Consider the following 11,346-nt stretch of genomic DNA (forward strand, 5'->3'; position numbering starts at 1 on the left):
GCCAGGCGAAGGTGCGCTCCGGCAGGTCGGCTCGTGGTTGCCTTGCTGCGGTGCTACGCGATTGCCAGTACTGCGGTGATGCGCTTCCGTCCCTCGGGACAACTTCTTCGTTGCAGTCGCAATCCCGTCGAACCGCCTTGTGGGCCGTATAGACACGAGGCGCCTCCTGGGGTGGAAGGAGCGCGCCCCGAAGGCCCTTGCCAGGGCCCCTGATTAGCGGGAGCGAGGCCATCATGCCCTTGGGAAAAAGACCCTGTCAAATGTTTTGTAGTGCTTTTTTGTACTTACTACATCTTTGGTCTAATGCGACTTGGCAGTCAGTTTCAAGGCCTTTGGTCGAAGCCTTGAATTGCCTGGGATCAGTCGACAAGGTCGACTTTGACACGCAATGTCATGTTTTCACCCCGTTGGGTGCTGTACGTGTGGCTTGACGCGCTGCGGTCGGCTTGGCTCTGCTGGTTGAACCCCGCCAGGGTGATCCACTCGCCGAGCTTACCCGTGACTGTCGTGTCGGTACTTTGTACTTTCACTACATCTGCACGTTCATGGCTGATACGGTCATTATTGCTGCTTATTTGCAGACGAACCGTTTCGCCGCTCAGGCTCGGGGTTACGTAGAAGCCTTGGGTCACGTTGCGGTATTCGGTGTTGCTTTGAATGCGCCCATAGCCGTCTGTGCTGGTGCTGGTAATGGGGATGCTCTGGCCCACCTGGATCAGTGCCGGTTGCCCTTCGCTGGCTTGTACCTGTTGCATGCCGCCGTCGCGGTTGCTGGTGCCGTAGTGAATGACGCGTGCGTTGCCGCGGTTGTCCTGGAAGTTGCTGTCGTTGTTGTCGACGCTGATCAGCAGGCGCTTGGGCGCGGTGTCCAGCTGTTGCAGCAGGGCGCGCAGGTCGTCGATGCGCTCGGGGCTGGCGTTGACGATCAGTTTGTTCTCGAAGGCGCTGACCGTGCCGTCCTTGCCGATGAAGGCCTGCAGGGCGGGCAGCAGTTCGGCGCTGCTGCGATGCTGAAGTGGCACCACCTCGGTGGCGGCATGGGCGGTGAGGCTGGCGACCAGCAACAGGGAGGTGAAAAGGGGGCGTAGCGGCATGTCCATGATCTCCGCAGGTGGAATCAACATGATGGCAAATTTGCTGACTTTTTGCCGGATCTGGATCACGCCGGCACTGTTGCGGACGGTCGTATTATCCTGGTTTATCTTGTAGGCTATAAATTATAGTAGGCAAGATAATTGAGGTTAATTGCATGTCTCCCGTTCGCCCGCTCCTACGCCGTAATCAGTTGGCCACCGCACTGGCCCAAGACCTGGCCGGCGAGTCGTTGGTCGATTACAGCTCGGGCATGTTCCTGGCCGCGCCCCGGCGTACGGGCAAGAGCACCTTCCTCAACAACGACTTCATACCGGAATGCGTACAGCGCGGCTGGCTACCGGTTTACGTCGACCTGTGGTCGGATCGCGACGCCGCCCCTGCGCAGCTCATCAGCGGCGCCATCGGTACTGCGCTGGCCAGATTCGAAGGTGCGCTGGCCAGGACCGCGAAAAAGGCCGGTATCGACAAGATCAACCTGCTGCGCACCCTGAGCTGGGATTTCACCCGCCCGCAACTGCCTGCGGGGACTACCCTGGCCCAGGCGCTTGCCGTGTTGCATCAAGTATCAGGGCAGTTGGTAGTACTGATCATCGACGAGGCTCAGCACGCCCTTAACAGCGAAGATGGCCTTAATGCGATGTTCGCGCTGAAAGCCGCGCGTGACCACCTTAACCGTGGCGACCGTCCGGACGGCTTGCGCCTGGTGTTCACGGGCTCTAGTCGCGACAAGCTGGCCAACCTGGTACTCAAGAGCAAGCAGCCATTCTTTGGTGCCAGCATCACGCCATTTCCGTTGCTGGGGCGTGAATATGTCGAATTCATCACCGCCTTGTGGAACCGTCGCCTGGCCGACAGTAACCAGTTCAAGGTAGAGGACCTGGCATACGCGTTCGAATTGGTCGGCCGGCGCCCGGAAATGCTCAACAAACTGTTGGCCGAAGTTAGCGTCGGCCTGGGTGAGGCGGGCAACCTGGGTGAACTGCTGCGCAATGGGGCGCTGAACCATCAAGCTGGGGTGTGGAGTGACTACGAAAGCGCTTGGAACGAACTTACGCCGTTGCAGCAGGCCGTGCTAGAGGTCATGGCCGAGCGCACGCTGGGCCGGCAGCCGTTTTCCCCGTTTACCGAGCAAACCCTGGTTGAGGTCAGCCGCAAGCTGGAGCAGGCCCAGGCGGTAGCCAACGTCAACACGGCAAACGTACAGAAGGCCCTTGATGCCCTGCGCGACAAGGAGCTGGTATGGAAGGCCAATCGTGGCGAGTACGCGTTGGAGGATACTTCCATGGCCGAATGGCTCGCCCGCGACCAGGCAGTTGTCAGCCACAGGTGAACCTTTGAGGTGCCCCGTAAGTCGCACTCACAGGGAGCGCGTGGGGTGATTGCATGAAGGGTGTCCTGATCTTGCTGTTGTGGCTTTGCAGTCTTGGTGCACAGGCTGCAGCGGACACGCTGCGCATCAAGCAGCTGCAGCGTTGCGGCGACTTGTTCAGCGATAGCCAGCAGCGATGGTGCCTGCGTGTCGAAGGGCTCCGGGCAAATCTGCCAACGGTATGGCTCGGCGGTACGCGGCTGTCAGAAGCCGACATCGAGCGCCAAGGTGACCGGCTAACGTTGAAACTGGCGAGAGAAGCCCAGCGCAGCGCCCCGCTCTGGCTGGCCGATGGCGGCCGCACCAGCAACCCGGTATGGCTGAGCCGCCAACGCAGTCATGTGATCGCCGCAGGGCCCGATGAAGTGGCGAAGAACATGGACGGCCTGACCACCTATGTCGATCTGGTCAGCTTGTTGATCGAAGAAAAATACGACGGCCTCGGCGAGGCCCGGCGCATCGCCGGTAAATACGGCGCCCAGGTTGTCGGTGCCATACCGCCGCTGAATGTCTACCAGCTGCGCTTGCCGGTAGAGGACCTGGTGCAGCGCGATGCGATGGTCCTGCGCATGGGTAGTGAAGTCAGCGTGGATGCCGTGATTGTCGAAGAATCCGCCCCCGAGCGCGGGGAGGAGGGCAATGGGCGCGGCACCCGGGCCATCGACCAGGCGGACGAATGGGCCGCCAACCGCTTCATGGACGCGCTGTATTTCTACCGGCGCCGGATTGCCGCCTCTGGCTTGCCGGTGAAGCCCGTGCGGGTCGGGGTAATCGAGCGCGAAGTGGACTTTGACGCCCCGGGGTTCAGCCATTATCGAGGGGGCTGCGAACAAGGCCAGACATGCCTCTACGCTCGCGACGGTAACCGCCCGGCAAGCCACGGCAGCCACGTCGCAGGCATTCTCGCTGCGCAGGGTGAGGGCTTTTTGCCGGGGCTGGGCAAGCACAGCCCTGGCTTCGAGGTGATGGTAGAGCGCAACTCGGATGCCGGTATCACCGCCAACATCGCTGCCTCGGTGAACCTGGTCGAAGATGGCGTGCGGGTGCTGAACTGGAGCTGGGGCATTCACCGGGTCGGGGCACGCAATGTGAAGGGTGATGAGGTCGATTCGCTGGTGCGCTCCGGGCTGGCAATGAGTGGCTACGAGGAGTTGCTTGAGGAGTTCTTCCTCTGGCTGCGCAAGGAGCACCCTGATGTGGTGGTGGTGAATTCGGCGGGCAATGGTGCGTCCTGGTCGGGGACCGATGAATATCGCCTGCCTTCGTCATTCATCACCGAACAATTGCTGGTGGTGGGCGGGCATCAGCGCAGTGGCAAGGCTACGGCAGTTGAGGCCCACGATCATGTGCGCAAGCGTCACAGTTCCAATATCGACATGCGCGTGGATGTCAGTGCTGCTGCCTGCATACGCCCCGTGTCTGCCGAGGCTGCGCATTGCGGCACGTCGTACGCAACACCCTTGGTGACTGCCACTGTGGCGACGATGCTGTCGATCAACCCGGCACTTACCCCGGAACAGGTGCGCATGTTGTTGCGGCGCAGTGCCTTGACCCTGGGCGCCGAACAGGATTTCGAAGCGATGGATGCCGAAGACCTGACGGCGCCGATCCTGCCCTCAGAGCGTGGTGGCCGCCTGAACGACCCGGACCTGGGCCGTTCGGCGCGCCTGGACATGCAGCGTGCGCTGGACCTGGCCGTGCAGAGCCTGGAACGGGTGCGTTGAGCGGTGGCCGCTGTCAGACAAATTCCGTAACATCGCGCCCCTCGTTTTTCTAACGTCCGTCAGGACTGCACCACAGGAAGCCCATGAAGCCCGCCCGACTACGCGCCGACCTGCTCGCCGGCCTCACCACCTCGTTCGCCTTGGTCCCCGAGTGCATCGCCTTTGCCCTGGTGGCCCACCTCAACCCGCTGATGGGCCTGTATGGCGCGTTCATCATTTGTACCCTGACGGCGCTGTTCGGCGGGCGGCCGGGGATGATCTCCGGCGCTGCCGGTTCGATGGCGGTGGTGATCGTCGCCTTGGTGGTGCAGCACGGCGTGCAGTACCTGCTGGCCACGGTGCTGCTGGGCGGTGTGGTGATGATCCTGTTCGGCCTGCTGCGTCTGGGCAAACTGGTGCGCCTGGTGCCATACCCGGTCATGCTTGGCTTCGTAAACGGCCTGGCCATCGTCATCGCCATGGCTCAGCTGGAGCATTTCAAGGACGGCGAACACTGGCTCAGTGGCACGCCGCTGTACCTGATGATCGGCCTGGTGGCGCTGACCATGGCGGTGGTTTATGTGCTGCCGAAACTGACCCGCGCGGTGCCGCCGGCCTTGGTGGCGATCCTCGGTGTTGGCCTGGTGGTGTACGTGCTCGGGCTGCCTACCCGCACCCTGGGCGACATGGCGCACATCGCCGGTGGCCTGCCGGGGCTGGCGCTGCCGGATGTGCCTTGGAATCTGGAAACCCTGAAGATCATCGCCCCCTACGCGGTGCTGATGGCCATGGTCGGCCTGCTGGAAACCCTGCTCACCCTCAACCTGACCGACGAAATCACCGAGAGCCGTGGCTTCCCGGACCGCGAGTGTGTGGCATTGGGCGCTGCGAACATGGTGTCGGGCCTGTGCGGCGGCATGGGCGGCTGCGCGATGATCGGGCAGACGGTGATCAACCTCAGCTCCAATGGCCGGGGGCGGTTGTCGGGGGTGGTGGCCGGGGTGATGATTCTGCTGTTCGTGCTGTTCCTGTCGCCGCTGATCGAGCGTATTCCACTGGCGGCGCTGGTCGGAGTGATGTTCGTGGTGGCCCAGCAGACCTTTGCCTGGGCGTCGTTGCGGGTGTTGCACAAGGTGCCGGTGAATGATGTGCTGGCGATCGTTGCGGTGACTGTGGTCACGGTGCTGACCGACCTGGCCATGGCGGTGCTGTTCGGTATCATCATCGCGGCGCTCAACTTTGCCTGGCAGCATGCGCGGGAGCTGTATGCCGACACCCATGAGGACGCGGAGGGCGGCAAGTGTTATCAACTGCATGGCACGCTGTTCTTTGCCTCGACCACCTCGTTCCTCAACCAGTTCGACACGGCCGGGGACCCGGCCCAGGTCACGCTGGATTGCCAGCATTTGAGCTTTGTCGATTATTCGGCCGTTGCGGCGCTGAAAACCCTGCGCGAGCGCTATGCCAAGGCGGGCAAGCATTTGCGCGTGGTGCATTTGTCGGAGCGGTGCAAGAAGCTGTTGAAGCGGGCGGGCGAGCAGCATTGAAAACTGTTGCGGTCTGTGCCGGCCTCTTCGCGGGTAAACCCGCTCCTACAGGGGGGCGCACAATGTTTGGGCCTGCGGCCATCCTGTAGGAGCGGGTTTACCCGCGAAGAGGCCGGCACAGGAGAACCGCTTACTCCCCGCGGCTCTTCTTGACGATGCCATCGGCAATGCTCGCCGGGGCCTCGGCATAGCGGGTGAACTCCATCGAGAAGCTGGCCCGGCCCTGGGTCATCGAGCGCATCGAGGTGGCGTAGCCGAACATTTCACCCAACGGCACTTCGGCACGTATCACCTTGCCAGCCGGTGTTTCATCACCGTCCTGGATCATGCCGCGACGTCGGCTCAAGTCGCCGAGGATGTCGCCCTGATATTCCTCCGGCGTCACCACCTCTACCTTCATCACCGGCTCCAGCAACACTGCGCCGCCTTTCTGCGACAACTGCTTGGTGGCCATTGACGCGGCGATCTTGTAGGCCATCTCGTTTGAGTCGACATCGTGGTACGAGCCGTCGAACACGGCGGCCTTGAGGTTGATCAGTTGGTAGCCGGCAAGCACGCCGTTCTTCATTTGCTCCTCGATACCCTTCTGGATGGCCGGGATGTACTCGCGGGGTACCACGCCGCCGACGATCTCATTGATGAACTCCAGGCCTTCTTTGCCTTCATCACCGGGGGCGAAACGGATCCAGCAATGGCCGTATTGGCCACGGCCACCGGACTGGCGCACGAAACGCCCCTCGATCTCGCAGGTATTGCGGATTTTTTCCCGGTAGGCCACCTGCGGCTTGCCGATGTTGGCCTCGACGTTGAACTCGCGGCGCATGCGGTCGACGATGATGTCCAGGTGCAGCTCGCCCATGCCCGAGATGATGGTCTGGCCAGTCTCTTCATCGGTACGCACGCGGAATGAGGGGTCTTCCTGGGCCAGCTTGCCCAGCGCGATGCCCATTTTTTCCTGGTCGGCCTTGGTTTTCGGCTCTACTGCGACGGAAATCACCGGGTCGGGGAAGTCCATGCGTTCGAGAATGATCGGTTTGTCCATGTCGCACAGGGTGTCGCCGGTGGTCACGTCCTTCATGCCGATCAGTGCGGCGATATCGCCGGCACACACGTCCTTGATTTCGGCACGCTGGTTGGCATGCATCTGTACCATGCGGCCGATGCGTTCCTTCTTGCCTTTGACCGAGTTGAGTACCGCATTGCCTGAACTGAGCACGCCGGAATAAACGCGGGCGAAGGTGAGGGTGCCGACGAACGGGTCGGTGGCGATCTTGAAAGCCAGTGCCGAGAACGGCTCTTTGTCGTCGGCGTGCCGTTCCAGGTGCTTTTCTTCATCATCCGGGTCGGTGCCGCGGATGGCAGGAATTTCCGACGGGGCGGGCAGGTAGTCGATCACCGCGTCGAGCATCAGCGGCACGCCCTTGTTCTTGAACGATGAGCCGAGGATGGTGGGCACGATTTCGTTGGCAATGGTGCGCTGGCGCAACCCGGCCTTGATCTCTTCGATGCTCAGCTCCTCGCCATCGAGAAACTTCATGGTCAGCTCGTCATTGGCCTCGGCCGCAGCTTCGATCATGTGCGCGCGCCATTCGTCGGCCAGAGCCTTCAGTTCGGCGGGGATTTCTTCTTCGCGGTAGCTGGTGCCCTGGTCGGCATCGTTCCAGTAGATGGCCTTCATCTTCACCAGGTCGATCTGGCCCATGAAGTTTTCTTCGCTGCCGATGGCCAGCTGGATGGGCACCGGGTGGTGCCCCAGACGTTGATCGATCTGCTTGACCACGCGCAGGAAGTCGGCCCCCTGGCGGTCCATCTTGTTGATGTAGGCCAAGCGTGGCACGTGGTACTTGTTGGCCTGGCGCCAGACTGTCTCGGACTGCGGCTCGACGCCGTCCGCGCCGCTGAAAACCACGACCGCGCCATCGAGCACGCGCAATGAGCGCTCCACCTCGATGGTGAAATCGACGTGGCCTGGGGTGTCGATGATGTTGAAACGGTACTTGTGGGCGAACTGCTTGGTCGAGCCTTGCCAGAATGCTGTGGTCGCCGCCGAGGTGATGGTGATGCCGCGTTCCTGCTCCTGGGCCATCCAGTCCATGGTCGCCGCGCCATCGTGCACTTCGCCCATCTTGTGGTTGACCCCGGTGTAGAACAGGATCCGCTCGGTGGTCGTGGTCTTGCCGGCATCCACGTGGGCGACGATGCCGATATTGCGGTACAGCTCGATGGGCGTTGTGCGGGCCATGGCGGACTACCTGTGGGTGGACGGATTCCACCAAGTTAGCAGACCGGTGGAATCCTGCCCTGCCACCGGGCCGTCAGTCGGCCTGGGCTTGCAGCATCCACTGGCCATCCACTTCACGGGCCAGGCCGCTGGCCGGCAGCAAGGCCAGCAGGCGCGTGTGCAGGGCGGCCTCGGTGAAGGTCTTGAGGGTGGTCAGGTCCAGCGCGCCGACCAGGTTGAGATCAGCCTTGGTGTACGACAGCCAGGCTTTTTTCAACACCTGGGCGACGTCGCTGCCGGCGGTGGTGGCGAACCGGCGGTGCCACTGGCGGCCTTCGAAGGTGAAGTTATGTGCGTGGCTGTAGGTGCTTTGGTCGGCGCCTTCTACGCAGCGGTGGCAGCGGCATGGGCCCTCGCCGAAGGCATTGCGCAGGTAGCTGTTGAAGTCCACGACGGGCTTGAGGGACAGGCGTTTGTCGACTTCGAACAGGTCGGCGATCAGGGGTTCTTCGGCGCTCACTCGGGATCCTCGTGTGGTGTGGCGTGCATCGGCGGGCACCCTAACAGATCGGGGCATTCAGATCACCTGTTGCAGGCCCGGCTCTTCCCAGGCAGACCCGCCCCTCACAGGTGCCCTGCATACCCCAAGCAACATGCGATCGCTGTGGGAGCGGGCGTGCCCGCGAAGAGGCCAGTAGAGACAACAGAGACGGCCTGCCGTACTCTACGCGCCCGTACGCCTATACACCCACCGAGGTAACCCCGTTTGAGCACCAAGTACCCGTACATCGCCACTGTGACCATCAGCGCCGAAGACCGTGGCGGAGATACCGAGGCTTCGGAAAACCCCAAGATGTGCGTGGGCCTGGAAGCGGTGACCGAAACCCTGAAGAAGGTGCATTTCGTCGGTACGCTCGCGGCCCCTGAGAAACCGGCCACGCACATTTGCGTGACCCTGCAGAACGGCCTGACCTATTACGGCCCGATCGTCAACGGCCATGCCGAACTGGAAGGCGGCTGGATCGCCTTCGAGTCCGACATGCTTACCCCGGAAGAACTCGGCCTGTAAGCCTCAGTTCAGTTCTGCCAGGCACTGCTCGAGGATATCCAACCCCTCCTCGAGCACCTCGGCCTCGATAGTCAGCGGTGCCAGCAGGCGAATGATGTGCCGCGCCTTGCCGCTGGGCATCAGCAGCAGGCCCCTGGCTCGGGCGGCCTCCATCACCTTGGCCAGTTGTGCCGGTGCCGGGCTGCCATCGGCATTGGCGAACTCGATCCCTCGCATGGCGCCCACGCCGGTCAGGCGGCCGATGTACGGGCTCAGGCCCGAAGCCTTCCAGCGCTCATAGCGGCTGACGATGGCCTGTTCCTGCCGTTCACCCCAGGTTGCAAGGTTTTCGTCGGTCATCTGCGCCAGGCTGGCCAAGGCCGCCGCACAGGATATCGGGTTGCCCGAATAGGTGCCACCCAGGCCGCCCTTGGGCAGCGCCGCCATCAATTCCTTGCGCCCGACCACTGCACCCAGCGGCATACCGCCAGCGATGCTCTTGGCCAGCAACAGCAGGTCGGGCTCGATGCCCAGGCGCGGAAACGCGAAGCGCTGGCCGGTGCGGCCGAAGCCCGACTGGATCTCGTCGATGATGATCAGGATGCCACGCTCGTCGCAGAAGCGGCGCAGGGCCTGGGCGAAGGCCGGGTCCAGGGCAAGGAAGCCGCCTTCACCCTGCACGGGCTCGAAGATGAACGCCGCGACGTCCTCCACCGCCAGCTCGACGCTGAACAGGCGGTCCATGGCCTTGAGCGCTTGCTCGCAGGTAACTCCGGTATCCGCGCTGGGGTAGGGCAGGTGATACACCGGCCCGGGCAGTTCGCCGACCCGCTGCTTGTAGGGGGCGACCTTGCCATTGAGGTTCAGGGTGGCCAGGGTGCGGCCATGGAAGCCGCCGTCGAACGCGATGATGGCGCGTTTGCCGGTGGCGCCACGGGCCACTTTCAGGGCGTTTTCCGCCGCTTCCGCGCCGCTGTTGGTGAGCATGCCGGCCAGTGGGTAGCTGACTGGCACAAACTGGCTCAGTTGCTCCATCAGGGCCAGGTACGGGCCGTGGGGGGCCGCGTTGAAGGCGTAGTGGGTCAGGCGGGTGGCCTGAGCCTGGATGGCCTCGACCACAGCGGGGTTGCAGTGGCCCAGGTTGAGCACGCCGATACCGCCGACGAAGTCGATGTAACGTTTGCCGTCAGTGTCCCAGACTTCGGCATTACGGCCATGGGAAAGTGTGATCGGGTGAACGATGGCAATGGATTGGCTGATACTTTCCTGGTTCATGGGGCACGCGGACCTTGTTCGAGTTTCTTATTATCCAAGCGTGTCGGCGGGTTATTCCGCAAACGAATTATTCGATTGCGATCATTCCATGGATTCGTGATCTAGCCGGTTTTTTGGGTTGGCTGTGCCGGCCTCTTCGCGGGCAAGCCCGCTCCTGCCAGAGGCCGGGGCAGGTCAAATCAATCGCCTTCAGCCACCCGCTCCCGGATCCACTGCACGAAGGCCCTGATCTTGGGCACTTCGGCCGCATGCTCGGCATGCGCGATGAAGTGCCTCCCGTTGCTTGCCACAGGGTGGTCCCAGGCCACCACCAGCTTGCCTTCGCTCAGCTCTTCGGCCACCAGATAGCGGGGAATCAGGGCTATGCCGCAGCCGGAGATGGCCGCGCGGATACACAGGTAGAACGTGTCGAAGCGCGGCCCGTGGTAGCTGTTCTGGCTATGCAACCCAAGCCCCAGGAACCATTCATGCCAGGCCTCCGGCCGCGACACGCATTGCAACAGGCGGTGCTCAGTCAGCGCCTGGGCGCTGTCGAAACGGTGGCTGGCCAGCAGCTGCGGGCTGCACACCGGCACCACTTCTTCGCTGAACAACTCGATGCAGGTCGCCCCGGGCCAGGTGCCCTGGCCGAAGAAAAAGGCGACGTCCGCCTTGGCCTGTACCAGGTCGAATGGCTCCAGCTCGTTGCGCACATCCAGGTGAATGCGTGGGTAGCGGTCACCAAAACCCTTGAGCCGGGGCACCAGCCAGCGGGCGCCGAAGGTCGGCTGGGTGGCGATGCGCAGCACTTCGGTTTCGTCGCCGTAGCTGAGGATGTAGCGGCTGGATATGTCGATCTGGGTGAGGATCTTGTTCACTTCGGTGAGGTACAGCGCGCCGGCCGGGGTCAGGTGCAGGCGCCGGCGAATGCGCTGGAACAGCGAGTGCGAGAGCATGTCCTCAAGCTGCGCGACCTGCTTGCTGACGGCGCTCTGGGTCAGGTGCAGTTCCTGGGCCGCGCGGGTGAAGCTGAGGTGGCGAGCGGCCGCTTCGAAGCACTGAAGGGCGGTGGTCGAAGGCATCAGGCGTTTGGACATGACGGGCGAATA

At 62.7% G+C, this 11,346-nt stretch carries 9 protein-coding genes; 4 read left to right on the forward strand and 5 right to left on the reverse strand.

All coding sequences use genetic code 11. The annotated features are described in order from the left end of the window. Window positions 1-359 precede the first annotated feature (359 nt). Entirely contained in the window at window positions 360-1,124 is a 765-nt protein-coding gene (locus ACF8FB_RS13460; RefSeq protein ID WP_173879731.1) for a secretin N-terminal domain-containing protein, read from the reverse strand. A 125-nt stretch (window positions 1,125-1,249) separates the two neighbouring features. Between ACF8FB_RS13460 and ACF8FB_RS13465 the strand changes: the two genes are divergently transcribed. From ACF8FB_RS13465 to ACF8FB_RS13475, 3 genes are all read left to right on the forward strand, one after another. After that, the gene (locus ACF8FB_RS13465) at window positions 1,250-2,425 is read left to right on the forward strand and encodes a hypothetical protein (RefSeq protein WP_392509099.1); all 1,176 of its coding nucleotides are present in this window, start codon (window positions 1,250-1,252) and stop codon (window positions 2,423-2,425) included. A gap of 53 nt (window positions 2,426-2,478) precedes the next feature. Further along, complete coding sequence (locus tag ACF8FB_RS13470) at window positions 2,479-4,188, forward strand: S8/S53 family peptidase (protein ID WP_392509100.1); 1,710 nt, start codon at window positions 2,479-2,481, stop codon at window positions 4,186-4,188. Between the two features lie 83 nt (window positions 4,189-4,271). Then, window positions 4,272-5,714, forward strand: a complete 1,443-nt coding sequence (locus ACF8FB_RS13475; protein WP_049588236.1) for a SulP family inorganic anion transporter — start codon at window positions 4,272-4,274, stop codon at window positions 5,712-5,714. Between the two features lie 130 nt (window positions 5,715-5,844). On the opposite strand, the gene fusA is transcribed toward ACF8FB_RS13475, so the two are convergent. Next, window positions 5,845-7,956, reverse strand: coding sequence for an elongation factor G (gene fusA, locus ACF8FB_RS13480; RefSeq protein ID WP_392511454.1), 2,112 nt, complete (start codon window positions 7,954-7,956; stop codon window positions 5,845-5,847). Window positions 7,957-8,029: 73 nt separating this feature from the next. Beyond that, a complete protein-coding gene (locus tag ACF8FB_RS13485; RefSeq protein WP_014755923.1) occupies window positions 8,030-8,455 on the reverse strand; it encodes a hypothetical protein in 426 nt (141 codons plus the stop codon). Between the two features lie 246 nt (window positions 8,456-8,701). On the opposite strand from ACF8FB_RS13485, the gene ACF8FB_RS13490 reads away from it, so the two are divergent. Then, window positions 8,702-9,004 (forward strand): hypothetical protein, encoded by a 303-nt coding sequence (locus tag ACF8FB_RS13490; protein ID WP_392509101.1) that lies wholly within the window; start codon window positions 8,702-8,704, stop codon window positions 9,002-9,004. A gap of 3 nt (window positions 9,005-9,007) precedes the next feature. On the opposite strand, the gene ACF8FB_RS13495 is transcribed toward ACF8FB_RS13490, so the two are convergent. Both ACF8FB_RS13495 and gcvA read right to left on the reverse strand, forming a co-directional pair. Beyond that, a complete protein-coding gene (locus tag ACF8FB_RS13495; RefSeq protein ID WP_010954890.1) occupies window positions 9,008-10,258 on the reverse strand; it encodes an aspartate aminotransferase family protein in 1,251 nt (416 codons plus the stop codon). 179 nt (window positions 10,259-10,437) lie between these two features. After that, window positions 10,438-11,334 carry a transcriptional regulator GcvA gene (gene gcvA / locus ACF8FB_RS13500; protein WP_003251398.1) on the reverse strand — a complete coding sequence of 299 codons (897 nt, stop codon included), beginning with the start codon at window positions 11,332-11,334 and terminating at the stop codon, window positions 10,438-10,440. Window positions 11,335-11,346: the final 12 nt, after the last annotated feature.

Source organism: Pseudomonas sp. yb_2, assembly GCF_043103905.1.
Taxonomy (GTDB): Bacteria; Pseudomonadota; Gammaproteobacteria; order Pseudomonadales; family Pseudomonadaceae; genus Aquipseudomonas; species Aquipseudomonas alloputida.

Excerpts from the sequence above, each read along its gene's own strand:
- ACF8FB_RS13460 (WP_173879731.1), bottom strand. The coding sequence starts at position 1,124 with ATGTTGATTCCACCTGCGGAGATCATGGACATGCCGCTACGCCCCCTT.
- ACF8FB_RS13475 (WP_049588236.1), top strand. The coding sequence starts at position 4,272 with ATGAAGCCCGCCCGACTACGCGCCGACCTGCTCGCCGGCCTCACCACC.
- gcvA (WP_003251398.1), bottom strand. The coding sequence starts at position 11,334 with ATGTCCAAACGCCTGATGCCTTCGACCACCGCCCTTCAGTGCTTCGAA.
- fusA (WP_392511454.1), bottom strand. The coding sequence starts at position 7,956 with ATGGCCCGCACAACGCCCATCGAGCTGTACCGCAATATCGGCATCGTC.
- ACF8FB_RS13495 (WP_010954890.1), bottom strand. The coding sequence starts at position 10,258 with ATGAACCAGGAAAGTATCAGCCAATCCATTGCCATCGTTCACCCGATC.
- ACF8FB_RS13465 (WP_392509099.1), top strand. The coding sequence starts at position 1,250 with ATGTCTCCCGTTCGCCCGCTCCTACGCCGTAATCAGTTGGCCACCGCA.
- ACF8FB_RS13470 (WP_392509100.1), top strand. The coding sequence starts at position 2,479 with ATGAAGGGTGTCCTGATCTTGCTGTTGTGGCTTTGCAGTCTTGGTGCA.